Annotated in this window: 19 protein-coding genes and 1 tRNA gene; 11 read left to right on the top strand and 9 right to left on the bottom strand. The window is 44.4% G+C overall.

Features of this window, described 5'->3' with window-relative positions; genetic code table 11:
- Positions 1-39: 39 nt before the first annotated feature.
- Positions 40-121: transfer RNA gene (locus QZ735_RS12955), tRNA-Leu, on the bottom strand.
- Between the two features lie 176 nt (positions 122-297).
- On the opposite strand from QZ735_RS12955, the gene QZ735_RS12950 reads away from it, so the two are divergent.
- From QZ735_RS12950 to QZ735_RS12940, 3 genes are read left to right on the top strand one after another with little or no spacing between them, the layout of a single operon-like run.
- The gene (locus QZ735_RS12950) at positions 298-675 is read left to right on the top strand and encodes a DUF3127 domain-containing protein (protein ID WP_294249142.1); all 378 of its coding nucleotides are present in this window, start codon (positions 298-300) and stop codon (positions 673-675) included.
- 55 nt (positions 676-730) lie between these two features.
- Entirely contained in the window at positions 731-1,384 is a 654-nt protein-coding gene (aat, locus tag QZ735_RS12945; protein WP_294249139.1) for a leucyl/phenylalanyl-tRNA--protein transferase, read from the top strand.
- Entirely contained in the window at positions 1,371-2,270 is a 900-nt protein-coding gene (locus QZ735_RS12940) for a DMT family transporter (protein WP_294249137.1), read from the top strand. Before aat ends, QZ735_RS12940 begins: the two co-directional genes overlap by 14 nt.
- Positions 2,271-2,350: 80 nt before the next feature.
- Here QZ735_RS12940 and QZ735_RS12935 read toward each other — a convergent pair whose 3' ends face one another.
- The 5 genes from QZ735_RS12935 to QZ735_RS12915 form a co-directional block, all read right to left on the bottom strand.
- Positions 2,351-3,733, bottom strand: a complete 1,383-nt coding sequence (locus tag QZ735_RS12935) for a tetratricopeptide repeat protein (protein WP_294249135.1) — start codon at positions 3,731-3,733, stop codon at positions 2,351-2,353.
- Positions 3,734-3,853: 120 nt separating this feature from the next.
- A complete protein-coding gene (glmM, locus tag QZ735_RS12930; RefSeq protein WP_294249133.1) occupies positions 3,854-5,236 on the bottom strand; it encodes a phosphoglucosamine mutase in 1,383 nt (460 codons plus the stop codon).
- A 590-nt stretch (positions 5,237-5,826) separates the two neighbouring features.
- Entirely contained in the window at positions 5,827-7,860 is a 2,034-nt protein-coding gene (gene feoB / locus QZ735_RS12925; protein WP_294249131.1) for a ferrous iron transport protein B, read from the bottom strand.
- Positions 7,860-8,114: a FeoA family protein gene (locus QZ735_RS12920; RefSeq protein WP_294249129.1), complete on the bottom strand. Its 255-nt coding sequence runs from the start codon at positions 8,112-8,114 to the stop codon at positions 7,860-7,862. Before QZ735_RS12920 ends, feoB begins: the two co-directional genes overlap by 1 nt.
- A 132-nt stretch (positions 8,115-8,246) precedes the next feature.
- A complete protein-coding gene (locus QZ735_RS12915; RefSeq protein ID WP_294249127.1) occupies positions 8,247-9,185 on the bottom strand; it encodes a GLPGLI family protein in 939 nt (312 codons plus the stop codon).
- A gap of 228 nt (positions 9,186-9,413) precedes the next feature.
- Here QZ735_RS12915 and QZ735_RS12910 point away from each other — a divergent pair, with 228 nt between their 5' ends.
- The 8 genes from QZ735_RS12910 (at position 9,414) to QZ735_RS12875 (ending at position 16,502) form a co-directional block, all read left to right on the top strand.
- Positions 9,414-9,908 carry a hypothetical protein gene (locus tag QZ735_RS12910; RefSeq protein ID WP_294249125.1) on the top strand — a complete coding sequence of 165 codons (495 nt, stop codon included), beginning with the start codon at positions 9,414-9,416 and terminating at the stop codon, positions 9,906-9,908.
- Between the two features lie 25 nt (positions 9,909-9,933).
- A complete protein-coding gene (locus QZ735_RS12905; RefSeq protein WP_294249123.1) occupies positions 9,934-10,785 on the top strand; it encodes a YoaK family protein in 852 nt (283 codons plus the stop codon).
- A gap of 307 nt (positions 10,786-11,092) precedes the next feature.
- On the top strand, positions 11,093-12,877 hold the full coding sequence (mutL, locus tag QZ735_RS12900) for a DNA mismatch repair endonuclease MutL (protein WP_294249121.1): 1,785 nt from the start codon (positions 11,093-11,095) through the stop codon (positions 12,875-12,877).
- A 5-nt stretch (positions 12,878-12,882) separates the two neighbouring features.
- The gene (locus QZ735_RS12895) at positions 12,883-13,635 is read left to right on the top strand and encodes a rhomboid family intramembrane serine protease (RefSeq protein ID WP_294249120.1); all 753 of its coding nucleotides are present in this window, start codon (positions 12,883-12,885) and stop codon (positions 13,633-13,635) included.
- A gap of 14 nt (positions 13,636-13,649) precedes the next feature.
- A complete protein-coding gene (locus QZ735_RS12890; RefSeq protein WP_294249117.1) occupies positions 13,650-14,639 on the top strand; it encodes an endonuclease/exonuclease/phosphatase family protein in 990 nt (329 codons plus the stop codon).
- 73 nt (positions 14,640-14,712) lie between these two features.
- Positions 14,713-15,687, top strand: coding sequence for an endonuclease/exonuclease/phosphatase family protein (locus QZ735_RS12885; RefSeq protein WP_294249116.1), 975 nt, complete (start codon positions 14,713-14,715; stop codon positions 15,685-15,687).
- Positions 15,688-15,691: 4 nt separating this feature from the next.
- Positions 15,692-16,048 carry a hypothetical protein gene (locus QZ735_RS12880; protein ID WP_294249114.1) on the top strand — a complete coding sequence of 119 codons (357 nt, stop codon included), beginning with the start codon at positions 15,692-15,694 and terminating at the stop codon, positions 16,046-16,048.
- Between the two features lie 46 nt (positions 16,049-16,094).
- Positions 16,095-16,502: a hypothetical protein gene (locus tag QZ735_RS12875; protein ID WP_294249112.1), complete on the top strand. Its 408-nt coding sequence runs from the start codon at positions 16,095-16,097 to the stop codon at positions 16,500-16,502.
- A 43-nt stretch (positions 16,503-16,545) separates the two neighbouring features.
- Here QZ735_RS12875 and QZ735_RS12870 read toward each other — a convergent pair whose 3' ends face one another.
- The 3 genes from QZ735_RS12870 to QZ735_RS12860 form a co-directional block, all read right to left on the bottom strand.
- Entirely contained in the window at positions 16,546-18,060 is a 1,515-nt protein-coding gene (locus QZ735_RS12870; RefSeq protein WP_294249110.1) for a GH3 auxin-responsive promoter family protein, read from the bottom strand.
- A 135-nt stretch (positions 18,061-18,195) separates the two neighbouring features.
- Entirely contained in the window at positions 18,196-19,989 is a 1,794-nt protein-coding gene (locus QZ735_RS12865; RefSeq protein ID WP_294249108.1) for a metallophosphoesterase, read from the bottom strand.
- Positions 19,990-20,063: 74 nt separating this feature from the next.
- Positions 20,064-20,621: hypothetical protein (locus QZ735_RS12860; RefSeq protein WP_294249106.1), on the bottom strand; the 558-nt coding region annotated here is incomplete at its 5' end.

Raw genomic sequence — 20,621 nt, 5'->3', positions numbered from 1 at the left:
AAGGTTGTGCTCTACCAGCTGAGCTATTTTCGCAAACTGTGCGGATGAAGGGACTCGAACCCCCACGCCTCACGGCACCAGATCCTAAGTCTGGCGTGGCTACCAATTACACCACATCCGCAGTTTTATTAAATCGTATTCTAAAGAACTTGTTTCGTTTTTGTGAGTGCAAATATAGGACATTTTCTTTTACTCCCAAATTTTTCAGTAAAAAAAATCAAAAAAACTTAATTTTTTTTCGCGGACCCTCATTATTCCATATCATTTTCTTATTTTTACACCGTTAATCAATATGATATGGAATTACAAGGAACGATAAAGAAACTTTTTGATGCTCAGACATTTGCGAGCGGTTTCCAGAAAAGAGAAATGGTAATCCTTACACAGGAGCAATACCCGCAGCCGATCAACATCGAATTCTTATCCGATAAGATCAGCCTGCTGGATAACCTGAGAGAAGGGGAGAACGTAAAGGTAGGAATCAACATCAGAGGAAGGGAGTGGGTTTCTCCACAGGGTGAAACCAAATACTTCAATTCCATTACCGGGTGGAGAGTGGAAAAAGTATCTGACAGTGCTTCCGAGCCTACCCAGGCTGCTCCTTCCCAGTCCGCTTCTTCTTCATCCAACGAAAATCCTTTCGCCGGAGATGACGATGACGATTTGCCGTTCTAATCAAATACTATTCAAATACAATCCTGCTTTTTAAGCGGGATTTTTTTTCCAGACAATGATCCGGTTAGATCCTGACGAAATTTCGTTTCCCGACCCTGAGCTGTACGACGGTTACGAAGGCATTGTGGCTTTCGGAGGGGACCTGTCGGCAGAACGGGTGTGGTTTGCTTATCAGCTGGGCATTTTCCCATGGTTCAATCCGGGGGAAGATATCCTCTGGTGGTGCCCGGACCCCAGGTTTGTGCTCTTCCCCAGAGAACTGAAAGTTTCAAAATCGATGCGGAAAATTCTCAATCGCGGGGTTTTCACCTTTTCAGAAAACAGGGACTTCAGGGGAGTCATAAAGAACTGCCAGGAAGTCAGCAGGAAAGGGCAGGAAGGAACCTGGCTTTCAGATGAACTGATGGATACTTTCATTCAGCTTCATACGTACGGACTGGCCAAAAGCATTGAGGTCTGGCAGGATGATGAGCTGGTCGGCGGCTTATACGGGCTTCAGATCGGAAATGTATTTTGTGGCGAAAGCATGTTTGCCAAAGTCAGCAACGCCTCAAAGGCAGGGTTCATCCATTTTGTGGAATCCCATAAAGAGGCCCTGGAAATCATCGATTGCCAGTCGCATACCGATCACCTGGAAAGCCTTGGAGCAAGGATGATCCCGAAAAGGGAATTTTTAAAAATTTTACACCGAAACAATGAACGCCGATAAGGAAAAGTGGGTTCTTCTGATGGCTCTGAGCATCATTTGGGGATCGTCCTTTATTTTAATTAAAAAATCACTCGATCATTTCAGTCCGTACCAGGTAGGTGCCCTGCGGGTATTGATAGCCGGGATCATCCTGATGCCGGTTGCCCTCTCAAAATATAAACTGTTTCCGAAAAGGCACCTGAAATGGCTGATCCTGGCTGCTGTTACCGGAAATTTTATTCCGATGTTCCTGTTTCCTATTGCTGAAAAGGAAGTAAGCAGCAGTATCGCGGGAATCATCAACTCGATGATGCCGATTTTCGTGATCATTGTCGGCTCCCTGATCTGGAAGTTTGAAACCACCAGGCAGCAGATCCTGGGTACCCTGATCAGCTTCACGGGCGTTTGCCTGCTGGCCTTTGGAGGCGACGGTGAGGGAGGAAGCTTCAAAGTGGTTCCGATCCTGTTGCTGCTCGCTGCAACATTGTGTTATGCCATCAGCACAACTACCGTAAAATCCAGACTGATGGAGGTGTCTTCTACTGTATTATCAGCCTTTGTATTTGCTTTCATTCTGTTTCTGCCTTCAGTAACCGCTTTGGCTTTCACCGGTTTTTTCAATGACTTCAGCTTTACTGAGGATAACATGACCGGGTTGATGTTCGTAAGCCTGCTGTCTGTTTTCGGAACCGGGCTGGCCATGATGATGAATTACCGCCTCCTGAAAGTTTCTTCCCCTCTGTTTGCTTCCACCGTCACTCTTCTGATGCCGATTGTAGCCATAGGCTGGGGATTCCTTGATGGTGAAAAACTTTCTGTCATGCAGCTGGCCGGAGCCGGCATTATCATCGCCGGACTGATTTTTCTGCGGTCCAAGCCGAAAATCACCGATCGGAAAACAGATTGATAATGATCATTCTTTCAATTATAAAAAAATCCTGCACAATAGGTGCAGGATTTTTTTATAATCTGTCCTGTCCGTTATTTTTACGGATTTTTCTTCTTTACTTTGGCCCGGGCCTTTTTTACCTCATCCTTGATGAAAGGGTATTTTTTCTGCATATCAGAAACTAAAGAGGGATCCAGTTCCAATGCCTGCAACAGCGTTTCCTTTCCTTTTTCCTGATCTCTCAGGTTAAAGTAGCAGTTGCTCAGCTGATAGTAGAGTTCGGCTCTGTGATGGGCCTTTACGGCTTTGTTGAGTACGGTAACCGATTCTTCATATTCCCCCAGCAGCATCAGCACTTCAGAATAAGCATACCAGTTGTAAAACCTTGTCGGCTCTGCTTCCACCAGTTTTTTCAGGCAGGTCAGGCTTTCCTCGAATTTTCCGGAATCAATGAAAAGAAAAGCAAGCCTTTTCTGGTAATCCAGATTATTTTCATTTAAATGGGTGGCTTCGCGCGCAAAGTGAAGAGCCTCTGCCATTCCTCCCATTTCCTCATACAGATAAGACTGCTCCATCATAGCCAGGTAAAACTGCGGATCTTCCCTCAGCGATTTCTGAAAAGCATTTAAAGCGATAATAGGCTGTTTCAGGGCTTTGTAGCATAAGCCGATTTTATAAAATGTAAACGCTTTCGTATATTCCAGCTCCAGCATTTCTTCGTACACTTCAATCGCTTTCTTGTATTGGCCCAATGCTTCATAACAGGCTGCCTTGTTGGCATATACGCCTACAGAGCTTGAATTGATCGCCAGCAGGTAATCATATCCTTTAATGGCTTCATCGTAATTTTTCCTGTTGAAGTAAAACTGCCCGTATTCAAACCAGGCTACTTCAGAATAGGCATACTCATCCAGGTATTCATTCAGGAAAGCGATAGCTTCATCGGTCTTATTCATATCAGCAAAGCAGATCATGCTGTTTTCCAGTGCATAATCATCAGTAGGATCTTCCTTCAGTGCTTTCCTGTAATGTTTAAGAGCGTTAAAAGGATCTCCCAGATTCACGTATTCATCGGCAATAAAGTTATGAAGGAAATTTTCTTCTTCCTTCAGTTCGAGCGCCTTCTTACAGATGTCGATGGATCTTTTAGGATTTCCTAAATTCGAATAATACTTCGCGTAGCATACCAGAAAATCGGTATTTTCCATAGAAGAGCCTTTCAGCTCATCGATAAGATCCTTCGCGGTAGTGTAGTCTTCCCATTCCAGAAGAATCTCAAGCTTTTTGATCTTGATATCTAAGGAATTGGGATGGAGCTTCAGGCCGTAATTCACTGCCGTATCGGCGTAATTAAAATCTCCCAGCTCCAGATAGTAAACGATGATGTCTTCCAGTTCTTCAGTATCGAAATAGAATTCATCATGGTTTTCCATCATTTCCTCGAACTTTTTCACAAGTTCATTTCCAAAATATTCTTCCAATATAAACAGTTTTAAGATTAAGACTTGAGACAGGAGATGTACTAATACTCAGTTCTGAAATCTTATGAATAAATGTAGTAATAAATACGACTATATTGATGAAAAAGATGTTACTTTTTATTAAATCAGGCTATTGATTTTAGCTATCATTTCATCAGCCAGCCGGTCGGCTTCTTCCTGTGACCGGGCTTCGGTATAGATTCTGATAATAGGCTCCGTATTGGATTTCCTGAGGTGTACCCAATTGTTTTCAAAATCTATCTTTACGCCGTCTACTGTGGAAACCTCTTCTGTTGGATAGGCTTTTTCCATTTTAGTTAAAAGGCCGTCAACATCAATCTCAGGAGTCAGTTCAATTTTCTTTTTTCCCATGAAATAGGCCGGATAATCGGCTCTCAGTCCGGAAACCGTTGTATCCTGCTTGGCGAGATAAGTCAGGAAAAGGGCAATGCCTACGAGGGAATCCCTTCCGTAGTGGAGATCCGGATAAATAATTCCTCCGTTTCCTTCACCGCCGATAACGGCATTTTTTTCCTTCATCAGGTTTACCACGTTCACCTCGCCAACGGCACTGGCAAAATAGGATGAATCATGCTTCTGTGCCACGTCTCTCAGGGCGCGGCTTGAAGAAAGGTTGGAAACTGCCACGCCGTTTTTATGTTTCAGCAGATAGTCGGCAACAGCTACCAGAGTATATTCCTCGCCGAACATTTCACCTTTTTCGTCAATCAGGGCCAGTCTGTCCACATCAGGGTCTACCACCACACCAAGGTCAGCATTTTCCTTTTTTACCAGTTCACAGATGTCACCGAGATGTTCTTTCAACGGTTCGGGATTGTGCGGGAAATGGCCGGTAGGTTCGCAGTACAGTTTTACCGTTTCGCAGCCCAGCCGGTCCAGCAGCATCGGGATGGCAATTCCGCCGGTAGAATTTACGGCATCCAGGACAATCCTGAACTTTCTGGCTTTAATGGCCTCTGCATCTACCATGGGCAGCTCAAGAATCTGCTGGATATGGATATCAAAAGCGTCATCCCTGGTTTCATACGTTCCAAGGTCATCCACTTCCGCGTAGTTAAAGTCTTCGCTTTCCGCAAGAGCCAATACCTCAGCTCCGTTCTCACCGCTGATGAATTCCCCTTTTTCATTCAGCAGCTTCAGGGCGTTCCACTGCTTGGGGTTGTGGGATGCGGTCAGGATAATTCCGCCTTCCGCTTTCAGTTCCGGGACCATAATTTCCACAGTAGGGGTCGTGGAAAGCCCAAGGTCTATGACATGGATTCCAAGTCCCTGCAAAGTTGCTGTCACCAGAGAGGATACCATCTGCCCGGAAATTCTTGCATCTCTGCCTATCACGAGGGTGAGGTTGTTTTTATGATGCCTGCGCTGCAGCCAGGTTCCGAATGCGGAGGCAAATTTTACCACATCCAGCGGGGTCAGGTTATCATTTACCTTTCCTCCGATGGTTCCGCGGATTCCGGAAATACTTTTTATTAATGACATAGGTGTTAATTTCTTAAATTTTTAATTTTCAAATACTGACCCCTGCTGTATGCCGCCTTATCCTACCTTGCTTGTAAATCCGTATATACGGTTTTTCTAACGGTATGATAGCATGGATAAAGAATGGTCAGCACCACATTCCGGAGAGATTGAATTTTCAGGAGTAGATGTTTTCTTCAGGATCAGATCAGGTAAGTCCATACATATGGTCTTTTCTTTAGCGGTTTCATCTGAGAGAAATCCGGTACCTGTCTGTTTGCCGGAAACAGATGAAACCCCTGCTTTCTGCCGGATTGCTTTACGGTCTTGCAGAATGGCCCCTGTTTCCCAAAGAGATTATTAATTCTGTCAATTCTAATTTCATCCGTATGTTTTATGCAAAATTAGAAAAAATAAAACCAAGTGTGCTTTTTAGTTTTCCACAGGAATGTTATTTTTTTATGAACATCCGCAGTCTTTATCGCAGTTCGTCCTTTTGGAGCTGAACTTTTTCGGCGCAAAGTTTTTTCTGAGCACTCTGAACAAAGCGTAGCAGGCAAATGCTACGATAAGAAATACCAGAATGTACTGTATAAGTAAGGAAGAATCCATTATTTTAAGATCTGATAGGCAAACATCGACACAAAATAGGCCAGACCGGTCATCATTGCTACCTGAAAAGCGGTCCATTTCCAGCTTTTGGTCTCTCTGTAGACTACTGCAAGTGTAGAAATACACTGCATTGCAAATGCGTAAAAAAGAAGTACCGAAACGCCGGTGGCAAAGCTGAATACTTTTTCGCCATCCGGCTTTACGTCCCTCCTCATTTTATCGATTACTTTCACTTCGGGAGCGTCATCTTCCAGGCTGTACAAGGTAGACATCGTACCTACGAAAACTTCCCTTGCCACAAAGCTGGTAAGGATACCTACTCCCATTTTCCAGTCATATCCAAGCGGCGCAATCACAGGCTCAATGCCTTTACCCATCTTGGCGAGGTAAGAGTGGTCAAGTTCCACATTGGTAGCGACCAGCTGTTCCGGGCTCTGTTTCGGACCGAAATAGCTCAGGAACCAGATGATGATGCTGACGATAAAAATAATTTTTCCGGCACCGGTAATAAAATCCCAGACTTTTCCCAGCACCATTTTAAAATCATAACCGAAAAGCGGTTTCTTATAGGTAGGAAGATCCATCACCAGATAGGTCTTGCCTTTATTTTTAATAAACCTGTTGAGGACCGCCGCGGAAATCAGTGCCACGACAAATCCCAGCAGGTACATTCCCATCAGTACCAGGGCTTTGTATTTGATGCCCAATACGGTTCCGTCTGAAATAATCAGCCCGATAATGATGCTGTAGACCGGAAGCCTTGCAGAGCAGGTCATGAAAGGGGTTACCAGAATGGTCAGCAGCCTTTCCTTTATATTTTCAATATTCCGGGTTGAAATAACGGCAGGAATAGCACAGGCCGTTCCTGAAACCAGCGGCACGATGCTTTTTCCGTTTAGTCCGAAAGGGCGTAAGATCCGGTCCATCAGGAATACCACCCTCGCCATATATCCCGAATCTTCCAGGAGGTAGAGGAAGTACAGCAGGATACCGATCTGGGGCGCAAAAATAACGATTCCCCCGATTCCCGGCACAATCCCGTTGGAGATCAGAGAATTGATCGGTCCTTCCGGCAGATATTTCCCGGCAGAGGCAGACAGCCATGCAAATAAATCGTCGATCCAGTTCATCGGGTATTCCGCAAGGAAAAAGACGCTCTGGAAGATGACCAGCAGGATCATCATAAAGACCACATATCCCCAGAATTTATGAACCAGTACCCGGTCCAGTTTCTCTGTGAGAAGCTCCTTGAACTGGGGCTTTTTGGAAATTACGTCTGCCAGGATCCTGTCGACTTTCTGGTATCTCCTTACGGTTTCCTGTACCTGCAGCCTCTTCGGAACCAGGCTTTTGGCCTCGGGCTCGTTCATCAGTTCCACCACGGAACTGATTTTTCCCAGGTCAGTTCCCAGGGAAAGATTCAGCCATGCCCGGTATTCGTTCTCAAGGCCGTTGTGTGCCGTTACCTTTGCGATAAAGTCTCTGTGTTCAGCCGGCGTTTCGAATGACGGGTTTTCTGATTTTGTAAACTGGTTGCGGTAAGCCGCTTCCTTAATATCTTCGATCCCCTTTTGTTCTTTTGCATTGGTCTGGATGATGGTAAGGCCCAGGGCTGCCGAAAATTTCTGAATATCGATGGAAATTCCCCTCCTTTCGGCCTGGTCGATCTGGTTCACCACCAGGATCATCGGAATTCCCAGGTCCTGGATCTGCTGGAACAGCAGCAGCCCTCTTTTTAAGCTTAGTGCTTCAAGAATATAGATGACACCGGCATAATCTTTCTGGTGATCAATAACGAATTTTGAAAAAATAGCTTCGTCTTCGGAGCTTGGATAGATGCTGTAAGAACCGGGCAAGTCTACTACCTCAACTTCTTCGTTCTTATAAGTATAGAATCCGGAATGGCTGGCTACGGTAACGCCGGCATAATTCCCGGTTTTCTGTTTTTTGTTGCAAAGTGCGTTGAAAACCGTTGATTTGCCTACATTAGGATTCCCGACCAAAAGAATCTGTTTTCTCTGTCTTTCCTGCATTAATTCAATTCTTCAACAATAATAAAGTCCCCCTCTTCTTCCCGGAGGGCAATACGGCTTTTTTCCTCTCCGAATTCCACATACATCGGTCCGCTGAAAGGCGCCTGGTACAAAATCCTGAAAGAGGTTTCCGGCAGAAGCCCCATTTCAATGATCTTGTTGGGCATTCTAAGACTGTCATTATCATACCCCAGAATTTTTCCCATTCTGTTTTTGGGAAAGCTGCTCAATTTATGTAAACCGTTCTCTTTCAAAGCCAAGATTTTGTCCCTGCAAATATACGCTATTTAAATTTAATCTAAATAACAACCTGTATGAAAGAAATCAACCCGGATGCAATTTGCCTCCGGGTTGATCTGAAATATAGTTAAATATGAATGTGTCTCTTAGTTTTTCTCTTTTCCCACTTTCTGAAGTTCTCCTACTTTTACTTTTCCATACTCCGGTTCGATAGGGTTGTCATTGGCATTGTAGAAATCCTTGTATTGCTTTTCCTGCTTCTTCATCATATCACCGATGGTTCCGTCCATTCCCGGAATGCTTTTGGACATCATTTCCTGGGTCATCATCGGTCGTACGGAAGCAAAAGGATCTTTTTTGAAATCGTTGAATGTTTTTTCAAATTTGTCTCTCGGAAGGTCTTTCGGCTTTCCTCCCGAGGCGCTCATCAGGTTTTCAATATAGGAAAATTCAGTGTAGTCTTTTACTTTCTTGTTTCCCTGCAATACCCAGGAGTAGTCTTTGGCGCTGTCTTCAATCTTTACAATCAGTCCGGGAAGACCCCAGAATTTGTAAGGTCCGTCCTGGAAAGGGATATCGGTGCTGAACCATGCCGTCCAGGTTCTACCTCCGAACTCGGTGGTTGCTTTCTGGGTGTTGTATTCACCAATCTTCTGCTTGTCGCCCAGAATCTTCCAGTTGAATTTCAGGTTTTCGGTATAGCCGATGCTGGCCGGGGTGAACCCGTTGGCGATCTTGTCTACATACTGTACCTTCATATCCGGATAGAATTTATAAATCCGGGCTGAGATTTTCGGTGTTTTCAGGGTTTTCGAAAGGTCTTTCATTGTACCGGCTTTACGCATGGCTTCGATTTCCACCTTCATGATGGAGTCCTGTGCAATCACGGTATAATCCTGGTAAACGGAGCGGTTTTTATCGGTAATGTCAAGAACCGTGATTACCTTATCCAGCTTAGCCGAGTCTTTTTTAGGCTTGAAGGTAAGTTCATAGAAAAAACGGTTGGCCGTTTCTTTCGTATCGCTGTCCTGTGCATTGGCCAGCGCAAAAACGGCGATGAAAAATATGGAAAATAAATGTTTCATTGTTTTGGGATGTTTTTTCAATTAGTTAGCACTTCAGGTTTTTTGTTACAAAAAATTCCATCTTTTTTCTTAATGACGGTAAATCTGTCTCTGCCGGCCCAATACCACAAATTCTAATCTTATTTTAATCTCGTTAATCACATTTTAATTCCGTTCCAAAAAGGTTTTAATACGGCTGCTCTAGATTTGTATCATCATAAAGAGCATGTCTAACCTAAATTTAATATCATGGCCAGAACAATTTTAATAGCTACGGATTATTCTCTTGAGTCTTTGAATATATTAAAGAAGGTGATGAGGGAGAAAGAAGCTTCAGGGGATCAGAATCAGTATCATGTTCTTCTGGTCTCAGGATATGATATGGGTGATTCCATCAGGGATCTGCTTTTCAATACGAAAAGCACAGTCTTCAGCAAGCTGAGGCCGCAGGAATTCTGTGATGCTTATGGAATCATTAAAAATAAATATCCCCATCTGATCGGAAAGATCGTATGCGATATTTTCACGGGTAGTTTCCAGCGTACCTTTAACAATTACATAAAAGCGGGAAATGTTGAGGAGGCATATTACTCTTCTTCCGTTGTAAGCAAGGGAAAAGGGAAGTTTGATCTTATTCCTTATATCAGGAAATGCAAAGAACTTAAGTCTTATGAAGTTTCCATAAATGTTCATAAGAACCTTCCTGAGAAAGGCAGGCTGGCAGAAGTTTTTGCGGAAGCCTGATGTTGAACTTCATAAAATCTGAAAAATGTTAAGGAATTATAGCAATACCAGAACGCTGGGAGACAATATTAGGTTAGGAACACTGACCGCCTTTACAGCAGGAACCATAAATATTGCTTCCCTGCTTATCTTTCTCTCGTTTACGTCCAACGTGACAGGGCATTATGCGATCTTTGCAGCCGAAATCAGCAAAGGGAACTGGTCTCAGGTAGCTGTTGTAGGATTATGGATTTTCCTGTTTTTTTTCGGGGGATTCGTATCCAACCTGATTGTGATTAACTTTAATAAGAAAAGTAAATATTTTGCTCATGCCATGCCGCTGGTCCTGGAAATCGCGTGTCTTCTTTTTGTAGGAATATATGGTCAGTTCTATTACCGTAAAACACTGGAAGAAACAGAATACCTGGTAGCACTTATGCTTTTTGCCACCGGTCTGCAGAACGGGCTTACGGCAAGTATATCCAATTTTTCCGTGAAAACAACCCACCTTACCGGTACCACTACCGACCTGGGAATTCTTTTCTCTATGTTCACCCGCACAGAGTTCAGGAAAAACGGAGAGCTTGTTGCCAGGGCAAAACTGTTGATGAGTATCATGCTGGCTTATGTAGCGGGGGCGGTGTTTTCGGGGCTTACCTATTACCACCTTGAGTTCCGGGTATTTTATGTGATCAGTCTTTGTCTTATGGTTGTCATCGGGTACGATGCGTATAAAATTCATATCAGGCATTTCAAAACCCGGTACCGGTACAGCAGGATCTACGGAAAGCCCAATGCAATCGCCTATCTGTATGATAAGATCCATGGAGCTCCTGAAATCAAGACGGAAATCAAGGAAAAACGCGATAAAAAGAGGAGGCTTATATTTGATGAGTAAAAAAGAATTGGGTAAAAGGTATGGATAAAAATAAAGATACCGGCTTTGCCGCCTGAAAAAGAAATATTGAACAGGAAATATAAATATCAGTATTAATTTGTGTAAACTAGCTGTGAATCAATCCTCTGATTGCGTAATGCAATCGGGGGATTGTGTTTTTACAAAGAACCTGCCTGGCAAAAGGTTTTTCATCATATGAAGGAAAGCTAGGGTGTTGATATGTTGATAATTAAATTTTAATTCGGAAGGGGATTGTTTTCGATTCTTGTTCTGAATGCCTATTTTTGTAAGTTGATTTACGTTTTTTATGTCAGATATTATTCAGCTTTTACCGGATCATGTAGCCAACCAAATTGCGGCAGGGGAAGTGGTGCAGCGGCCTGCATCCATTGTAAAGGAACTTTTGGAAAATGCCATCGATGCGGAAGCTTCAAAAATTGAGCTGATCATCAGGGATGCAGGGAAAAACCTGATCCAGGTGGTAGATGACGGGAAGGGAATGTCTGAGACGGATGCAAGGATGGCTTTTGAACGGCATGCCACTTCCAAGATCCGCGGTACGGAAGATATCTTCAAAATTTCCACAAAAGGATTCCGCGGAGAGGCATTGGCGTCCATCGCAGCCGTTGCTCAGGTGGAGCTTAAAACAAAACAGCAGGGGACGGCCCTGGGAACCAATATTTACATAGAAGGAGGCGGGCTCCAGTTTCAGGAACCTGCGCAGACGGCAGAAGGATCCAATTTTCTGGTAAAGAACCTTTTTTATAATGTTCCGGCCAGAAGAAAGTTCCTGAAGAACAATAATATCGAACTCAGGCATGTGATTGATGAGTTCCAGCGGATTGCATTGGCTCACGAAAATATAGAATTTTCCATGTTCCACGATGATGAGGCTGTTTTCAGGCTGAGAAGAGGCAGCCAGATGCAGCGGATTGTGGATATATTCGGCCGCAAACTGCAACCGCAGCTGATCCCCATCAAAGAAGATATCAGCTGGTGCAGGCTTCACGGATTTGTAGCCAAGCCCGAAGGGGCGAAGAAAACCAGGGGTGAGCAGTTTCTTTTTGTGAACGGTAGATATTTTAAGAGCCCGTATTTCAATAAGGCGGTGCAGGATGCTTTCGAAGGATTGCTTATGCCGGGATATGTGCCGACGTTCTTTCTGTTCCTGGAACTGGATCCGGAAAAAATAGATGTCAATATCCATCCGCAGAAAACGGAAGTGAAATTTGAAGACGAAAATCTCATTTTCGCGCTCCTGCGCTCTACGATCAAAAGATCACTGGGAATCTATAACGTGGCACCAAGCCTTGATTTTGAAAAAGACCCGCAACTGGATGCCCTGATGCAGAAGGCATTTCCGAGCAAAAGCAACGGCAGCAGCGGCTTTATCAAAATGCCTGAAATCATCGTAGACCGGGATTACAATCCGTTCCTGGAAGAAAAAGGTTTTATGCAGGTAGAAATCCAGAACCTGACGGATATGTATCATCAGAACATCTCTGCTGAACCTTCCAAGATCAATCTTTTTGAAGATGAGGATTTTGATGAAGATATCATGAGGCTTCCGAATGGCTACTGGCTCTTCAACAAAGGGGATAAAACCCTGATGCTGGACCTGGGAAGAATGCACCGGCTGGTGGTTTCCGAAAGCACAAAACCTGTGAAAAAAGGGACAACCAACAGCAATGCCCTTCTTTTCTCATTGGAATACCATATGAATGAAGTGGAAAAGACCAAGTACAAAGCCATCAGGAAGTTCCTTCCCGAACTGGGTTTTGAGATGAGCGTCGCCTATGAAAGCGTACTGAGGATCGACGCCGTGCCGGAAGGCCTGAAGGAAACCCAGGTCATGAAATTCCTGGAGGATCTGTTTGAATCCCTGGAATATAAAAGCGAAGAAGAATTTATGGAGCATTACCAGAACCAATGGAACAAGATGCAGTCCAAGTCCCGTTTCGATTTTATTTATAAAAAGGACGCCGAACAGCTGATCCGGGATTTTACCGCACTGGGATTTCCTGAATACCTTCCGAATGGAAAAAGGTGTTTCTATGAAGTGCCTTTCAATGATATTAAAAATAAATTTTAGTCAATATGTTCAATACCATACCGCCGGTTACCAGGAATATCATTCTTCTAAACGTGGTTGTTTACATCATCGCGAATATAATGCCGGGTTTATATAACAGTCTTTCCGGCTTTTATCCGTTCTCTCCAAACTTCCAGTCGTGGCAGATTATCACCCATATGTTCATGCATGCGCCGCTGGCGGAGTCCGGAGGATTCATGCATATATTGTTCAATATGTTCACCCTATGGAGCTTCGGGCCCATCCTGGAACAGGCTTTAGGTGAAAAGAAATACCTCCTGCTGTACTTTGCCAGCGGTCTGGGTTCTTTTTTCCTTTTTAATCTCTGGAATTTTATTGAAGCGCAGCAGATCATCTCCGGCCTTGAAAACCTGGGACTGAATGCTGCCGAGATTTATCCTAAGGCAGCAATAGGGTATACCGGAGATATGAATATCAGCGCAACAACACCGGAAGGGCAGGAACTGTCAAATCAGTTTTATACCTTGCTCAGAACTCCCATGCTGGGTGCGTCCGGTGCTATTTTCGGAGTGGTGACTGCTTTTGCAACCCTGTATCCGGATTCAAAAATTGCCATGCTGTTCCTGCCGATACCCATCAAGGTTAAATATTTAATGCCGATCGTCATTGTCATTTCTATCTGGCTGGGGGTTTCAGGAAACGGGGGCGGAATTGCTCATCTGGCCCACGTAGGGGGTGCCCTTGTAGGATGGCTGCTGGCCCGGAACTGGAAAAAGCACCTGTACAGATTTAATTAACCGTTACGTTACCTGTGAAAGTTATCCGTCTCCTGCTCCTGCTCCTACACACCGGAATTTTACTCCTGCTGGCAGGCATGCTGCTGAACGCTTATATTCCGCCTAAGGTTTTTCCCTGGCTGAACCTGCTTTCCCTGGGCTTTCCTGTTCTGATGGCAGGCTACCTGCTGCTCACCCTGTTCTGGGTCATCAGCTGGAAGAAAAGGGCTCTTGTGTTCCTGCTCCTGGGATTGCTGTTTTTCAACGCCACGCTGCGGTGGATCAATTATATGCCTGTACAAAAGGAACCTTCAGACCTTACCATACTCTCATTCAATACCAAAGGGGAAAGGGAAACCAGCAGTGAACAGCTGGAGTCTTACCTGTTGTCTAAAAAGGCAGATGTTATCCTGCTACAGGAAGACCGTGGAGATAAGATAGAGCTGAAAGGATATACCCAAGGGAAAACCGGATCACTGACTGCGGTATTTACCAGACACGAAATTATACGGGAACAGCGCATCAGCTCTGATGCCGGTGATACGGGCTCCTGCGGGACATGGACAGACATCAGGATTAAAGGAAAAATCTATCGCATCATCAATATTTATCTTCATCCTTTTAAATTTGAGAAAAGTATGGTAACCATGAACGGTACCAATGAGGAAGATGAAGAAAAAATAAAAAGTATCATTAAAAGGCTGATGCCTACTTTCAAAATCCATCAGGAAGAAATAGCCATAATCAGGAAAGCGGTTGATGAGTCACCTTATCCTGTGATCCTTGCCGGTGACTTCAATTCCGTACCGAATTCTTATGAATACTATCATTTGGGCAGAGGTCTGAAAGATGCATTTACAGAATCCGGAAAGGGCAGTGCTACCAGTTTCCACGACTATAAATTTCCGATCCGGATCGACTATATTTTTGCTTCACCTTTCATAAAACCACTTCGGTATACCGTAGACCGTTCCGTCAAGATTTCCGATCATTTTCCCGTTATTGCCGGCTTTAAAACAGAATAAATCATAAAAAACAGTTAAACTGCAGGGCTTGGTGAGGTTTTTGCTGAAAAAAGAGGGTATCTTTAGGTCCATTATGAAATTCCGTCAGATCTTATTATTTTCTCATATTACGGTGATGATCCTGCTCCTGTGCACATTGGGAAATGCATGGGTACCACCTAATCTCGTCAGTTACCTGAATCTCCTGTCGTTAGGATTTCCTTATCTGATCTCGCTGCATATTCTTTTTACGCTGGCCTGGATCATTCAGAGGCAGAAAATCGCCTTCGCCTTTGCCGCGGCCACCCTGTTGTTTTATACCCCGATCCGGCGGTGGATCAATTTCACACCTAAAACTGAAAATGTAAAGTCCATCAGGGATATTAAAGTAATTACCTTTAATGTGAAATACGGGGATTTCGGATGGGATAAGGTTAAAAAATATATTGCCGACCAGGATGCAGATATTATCCTGGTACAGGAAAAAGATACCAACCGGGCACTGAAACAGGATATGGTGAAATATCCTTCCGTAATCCTGAAAACGAAACATACCATCATAAGGCAGCAGGAATTGATCACTGATAAATCAAGAGGAAATTCGTTTTATGCCGATGTAGATATCAACGGAAAGATTATCCGGATCATCAATGTTTATCTGGAACCTTTCAGATTGCATAAATCCATGCTTAAGTTTGACGGAATCGGAAAAGAAGGTGATAAAATCAATACGCTTTTGTCTCATATGACCCCAACTTTCAAAGCGCATGAAGACCAGATCAGAAAGATCAGGAAAGCAGTAGACCTTTCTCCTTATCCGGTCATCCTGGCGGGAGACTTCAACTCCGTTCCGAATTCCTATGAATATTATAACCTCGGAAAAGATCTTCAGGATGCTTTCCTTACTGCCGGAAACGGCAATTCTTCAAGCTTTCACGATTATAAAGTTCCCCTGAGGATTGACTATATTTTCAGTTCGAAGTCCATTATTCCCTTGAGCTATAAAGTCGATAATTCAGTACAATTATCAGATCATTATCCGGTCATTGCAGAATTTCTGTTAAATTAGTGGTATGAAAAATGCAATTTTTACAGGCCTGGCCTTTGTGTTTTCCTTAGCTTCCTGTACCAGAAAAGAGCCGGTGGACCTGTATCCGGCGGACAGTCCGCGGGCGCAGTATGATACGGCTGCAGTGGACTCTTTTTCAAACGGAGCCGTCTCGGTAGACATCGCCCGGCAGATCAGAATGTCTTCGAGAGCCTACCAGGATTCTGTAAAAGAAGCCATCAGGCTCCAGCAGGAGGAAAAGAAACTCCGGGAAGAACTGGAAAAAGAAAACAGGAATAAAGCTGACGAAGAGAAAAAAAAAGCAGATCAGGAGAAACAGAAGCCGGCCGGTGAAGCCGCCGCCGAAACTAAAACCGACTAGTGTTATCATTACCATATCAACATTACCATTAACAGGATCAATACATATGAAAAAAAACTTTTTATCCGCCGTTATGATGGCTGCTGTCATTGTATCGTGCACAAAATCAAGTGTAAAAACAGAAAGTACTGAAAACCCGGACGGATCAGTAACCACCACGACCACCGTTTCGGAAAACGGGCTGGGAGTAGACACGGCCAAAATCAATCATGTAAAGGAAAATGCACAGGCCACGATCAATGAAGCCGACAGGAAAATAGACAATGCTGCAGAAGAGGCAAGAAATAAGATTGATGCCACGGCAGACCGTACAAAGAAAAACCTGCATGAAGCGGGGGAAGATATCAGGCAGGGAGCAAAAGAAGTGGGAAGAGATGTAAAAGATGCTGCTGCAAAAGGAGCGTCCAAAGTAGAGGAGGGTGCAAGGAAACTGAAAGAAGACCTGAAGAAATAAGGCAACCGTCAGAAACAAGAACCGTAGCGAAAGCTGCGGTTCTTTATTTATTCAGCTCCAATAAAGGATCTATGTATTCCCGGTCGTTGCTCAGCCTCGGAACCTTATTCTGGCCGCCGAGCCTGCCTTTGGACTCCAGCCAGCGGTAAAAAAGTTTTTCCTTGGCAATATGCACGATTGGGCGCTTCAGGGTTATGTTGTTATAACGTTTTGCCTCGTAATCCGAATTGATGGATTTAAGGTGATTGTCGAAAACGTCGATAAAAAGTTCCAGGTCATTCGGGTGACGGCAGAATTCGAAGATCCATTCATGGGCACCGCCTTCATTCTCTTTCATAAAAACCGGGGCTCCTGTAAAATCTGAAATAGCTGCCTGGGTTTCTTCGCAGGCCCTGGTGATGGCCGCTTCCACATTAGTGATCATCAGTTCTTCGCCAAAGGCATTGATGTAATGTTTCGTTCTTCCTGTAATTTTTATCCTGAAAGGATCAGTAGAAGTAAACACGACCGTGTCACCGATGAGGTATCTCCAGAGGCCTCCATTCGTGGTAATCACCATGGCATAATTTTTCCCGGGTTCCACCTCTTCCAGGCTTACCACTTTAGGATCTGAGAGATGGAACTGGTCCATCGGGATAAACTCGTAAAAAATACCATAGTCCAGCATCAGCAGCATTTCATCGCTGTCCGACCGGTCCTGGATGCCGAAGAATCCTTCCGACGCATTATAAATTTCGTAATAATTGATGTTTTTCCCGATCAGCTGGCGGTACTGTTCGCGGTAGGGCCTGAAGCTGATGCCGCCGTGGAAAAAAACTTCCAGGTTGGGCCAGAGTTCTGAAATATTCTGAATATCGGTCTCCCTGATGATCCGCTGTAATAGCACCATCATCCAGCTCGGTACGCCCAGGATGCTTCCCACGTCCTCATTGGTTACTTCCGAAGTAATGGCCCTGAGCTTGCTTTCCCATTCTCCCATCAGCGATACTTTTTTACTTGGGGTAGTGGTAATTTCCACCCAGAACGGAAGATTGTCGATGAGAATAGCGGAAAGATCGCCGAATTTTGTGTTGAAATCGGCATAGAGCTCCGAGCTTCCCCCGAGCCGCAGGTTTTTGTAATTGAACAGCTGGTTTTCCGGATGGTTGTTGGCATAAATGGACACCATATCTTTGCCGGCTTTCAGGTGACAATACTCCAGACTTTCTGCAGAGATCGGGATAAATTTGCTCTTGGCATTGGTAGTCCCTGATGACTTGGCGAAATGCTTGATGTAGCCCGGCCAGCTGACGTCCTTCTGTCCCTGTCTGGCCTTTTCAATATAAGGCTCCATCTGCTCATAGGTAACCACCGGAACCTTGTTTTTAAAATCCTGGTAGCTGGAAATGGAATTGAAGCCATACTTTTTGCCGTATTCCGTATCCTCCGCATGAAACAGCTGGGAAAAAAGAATTCCTTTCTGGGTTTCAATCGGGTGCTTGATAAAATTCTGAATCTGGTCCATCCGCTGCCGGATAAACCAGTTGACCACCGTGTTGAAAAGTGCTTTCGTTGCCATCTCAACAAATATAATAATATTTGGATTTTTACAGAATGTTTTGAAGCAATAAATCAATACAATTTATGGAAAGGAAATTTTTTTGTGTTTATTTTGTTGAATCGGGAATAAAGTACCGGCGCAGTGCATTCTGCCTCAGAGCCTTCTGGTTTTTCCTGCTTTCAGGTCTATTTCGAAATGTCCGGCAGGATCTGAGCCTGAAAGTAATGCGAGAATCCGGAAAACGGAAGCCAGCTGCTTAACGAACGGATCTGCTGAACGGGTCTTCCGGTACAGCTTTTCCAGGGTGCAATATTGTTTCAGCCGCTCTCCGGGAATATCCTTTCCGGCCAGTTCATCCGCCGACTGGAATTTATAAAGGTCAAGGATCAGGTCTTTAAAATTCCAGGTTTTATAGGAGTCCGGATCAATGCCCTTCTTTCCTGATGGTTTTCCATTTTCTGCCATCAGCAGCAGATCTTTACCGTCCAGGATTTCCGCTCTCCGGATAAAATCTTTGGGCCAGTCACCGGGGATCATCCGCAGCCGGACAAGTTCTTTCAGGTGGAACAGCATAAAATCATGATATGACCGGGATTTTAGGATCTCCCTGTTCCAGCGTTGAGGGGAAGCCGTATGGTCCTGCAATGCCTGGTATTCCTTTTCATACAGTGGGAACAGCTCATTGAATCGCGGGACTTCATTCAGGACTTCGGTCTGTACTTCCATTTTATCGCGGGATTGTACCGTCAGTACTTTATAGGCCGGAAGATAGGCTGCCAGTGACGGAACCTGTATGTTGACCAGCATATGGTTTCCGGTCTTCAGGATTCCGGTATCGTTGATGTGCATATGGCCAGCAAAGTGGACCTGCAGGCCGGCTTCTGCAAAAGCTTTGGCGACTCTGTCGTCCGGAACCCTTTCCAGCTGCCATTTTCCGGGGCCGAGCAGTTTCTTCAGTTCCGGCGTGGCACCATCATTGAAATCGGTCATCGGGTAGTGGGTAAAGGCAATCACGGTTTTGCCATATTTCTCTGCCTCTGCAGTCAGTTTTCTGACCCAGGTAACCAGGTGGTTTTTATGGGTAAGAACATGATTATAACCGATAGCTGCTCCATTATAATTGGCCGGATCGCCCGGGGAGGTGCTGAGGTCTTTAGGAATGTAGGTATTGCCGTCAATAGCAATCATCCAGATGCCCTGTACCGGCTCTGCCACATAACTCAGGTCCGGAACGGCGAATCCCGGTTCCACCTCATACATCCGGTGTGAACAGTCAGCCTTCTTCAGGGCTTCCGCATAGGAATAAGAATCCGGGGAAGCCTGATCAAAAGGCGTGCTCCAGAACAGGTCTTCTTTGCCGGGATAGAACCCGAAATCTTTCAGCTCATCCAGAATTTCAAGGTAGCCTGAGGCGGCAATATCCCTGGTAATGACCTGAGGGCGTTTCTTTTCTTTATTTTCATGGCTGTAAATGCCAAGCGGATGGCCATCCTGGCCGAGAAAATCATCTTTTCCTGCTTCCTGATAAAAAGGTCCTACCGGATCATGGTTGCCGGTGGTAAGATAGAACCGGATCCCGTATTTCTGATGGTACTGATCCAGTATCCTGTGCAGCCCGCGGAGATTATAGGCCTGCCCGTCATCCGAAAAATCGCCGGGCATGGCCACGATCTTAATTCCTTTTGCTGCAATATCGTCCAATGCCTTCAGAAAGGCAAAGTAATTTTCATTAAAAATCCGGGTTGAACGGAGCTGCGAATCCATCGTTCTCAGGATGGTGGGCTTCCCGGTACCGGGATTGATGATGCCCTTAAAACTAGTGTCTGAAAAGCTGCCGTACAGGTCCTGAAAATGCACATCCGACAGGAAAGCAATCCGTACCGGCTTCTGCTGGGCCGGCAACAGCGAACATAAAAGTACTAAAAATGCGAATATTCCTTTATTCATCCTAAAATAAGGCGAAAATAAAGGAATATCCGGTAAATGGTATTGCGTGAATTTTAAATGATTGTGAATGAAAATTAATTCCCGGCAAAGTCTTTAGGGGAATCAGCACCGGCATAGATTTCAAGAATATGTCCGGTAGCTTCTTTTAAGGTTTTCCCGTTTTCCGGATGTCTGCCGTAATTGGTGAAGAATTCAACATGATTGTTGCTTTTATCGTACCATACTTTTCCCATTGCGTTCTCAATAGTAAGTGTATCCGGTCTTGTAATTTTTTGAAGATTTATAAAAGCAAAATTATTCATAGGTATAACCTTGGCTCTGGAGTGAAGAGAAGCACTGTCAGTTGCCATATACCGGTCTTTATCCCAATACATATAAGGTTTTTCTATAGCTGGAACACCCCAGAGTGACGAAATTCCGAATGTCGGTTCTTTTCCTTTTCCCTTAGAAAATACAATACCACCAGTCGCAAGAAGTAATAAAAATGTCATTTCTAAAATACCTATTCCATTTTTAGTTATAAAATCTCTTACATCATTTACTTTTGATTCAATAACATTAGTTATACTAATAGTTACATTCGGTGAATTATGCGGAGAGGGAATTTCATTACCATCAACATTTATTTTTAC

Source organism: uncultured Chryseobacterium sp. (genome assembly GCF_913776365.1).
In the GTDB taxonomy this organism is placed as follows: Bacteria; Bacteroidota; Bacteroidia; order Flavobacteriales; family Weeksellaceae; genus Chryseobacterium.
This window is presented reverse-complemented; position numbering and strand designations above follow the sequence as displayed.

What these genes read in the sequence shown, in the direction of transcription:
- QZ735_RS12905 (WP_294249123.1), top strand. Translation starts at nt 9,934, where the DNA reads ATGTTAAGGAATTATAGCAATACCAGAACGCTGGGAGACAATATTAGG.
- QZ735_RS12870 (WP_294249110.1), bottom strand. Translation starts at nt 18,060, where the DNA reads ATGGCAACGAAAGCACTTTTCAACACGGTGGTCAACTGGTTTATCCGG.
- mutL (WP_294249121.1), top strand. Translation starts at nt 11,093, where the DNA reads ATGTCAGATATTATTCAGCTTTTACCGGATCATGTAGCCAACCAAATT.
- QZ735_RS12880 (WP_294249114.1), top strand. Translation starts at nt 15,692, where the DNA reads ATGAAAAATGCAATTTTTACAGGCCTGGCCTTTGTGTTTTCCTTAGCT.
- QZ735_RS12885 (WP_294249116.1), top strand. Translation starts at nt 14,713, where the DNA reads ATGAAATTCCGTCAGATCTTATTATTTTCTCATATTACGGTGATGATC.
- QZ735_RS12910 (WP_294249125.1), top strand. Translation starts at nt 9,414, where the DNA reads ATGGCCAGAACAATTTTAATAGCTACGGATTATTCTCTTGAGTCTTTG.
- glmM (WP_294249133.1), bottom strand. Translation starts at nt 5,236, where the DNA reads ATGTCATTAATAAAAAGTATTTCCGGAATCCGCGGAACCATCGGAGGA.
- QZ735_RS12915 (WP_294249127.1), bottom strand. Translation starts at nt 9,185, where the DNA reads ATGAAACATTTATTTTCCATATTTTTCATCGCCGTTTTTGCGCTGGCC.
- aat (WP_294249139.1), top strand. Translation starts at nt 731, where the DNA reads ATGATCCGGTTAGATCCTGACGAAATTTCGTTTCCCGACCCTGAGCTG.
- QZ735_RS12895 (WP_294249120.1), top strand. Translation starts at nt 12,883, where the DNA reads ATGTTCAATACCATACCGCCGGTTACCAGGAATATCATTCTTCTAAAC.
- QZ735_RS12875 (WP_294249112.1), top strand. Translation starts at nt 16,095, where the DNA reads ATGAAAAAAAACTTTTTATCCGCCGTTATGATGGCTGCTGTCATTGTA.
- QZ735_RS12940 (WP_294249137.1), top strand. Translation starts at nt 1,371, where the DNA reads ATGAACGCCGATAAGGAAAAGTGGGTTCTTCTGATGGCTCTGAGCATC.
- feoB (WP_294249131.1), bottom strand. Translation starts at nt 7,860, where the DNA reads ATGCAGGAAAGACAGAGAAAACAGATTCTTTTGGTCGGGAATCCTAAT.
- QZ735_RS12865 (WP_294249108.1), bottom strand. Translation starts at nt 19,989, where the DNA reads ATGAATAAAGGAATATTCGCATTTTTAGTACTTTTATGTTCGCTGTTG.
- QZ735_RS12950 (WP_294249142.1), top strand. Translation starts at nt 298, where the DNA reads ATGGAATTACAAGGAACGATAAAGAAACTTTTTGATGCTCAGACATTT.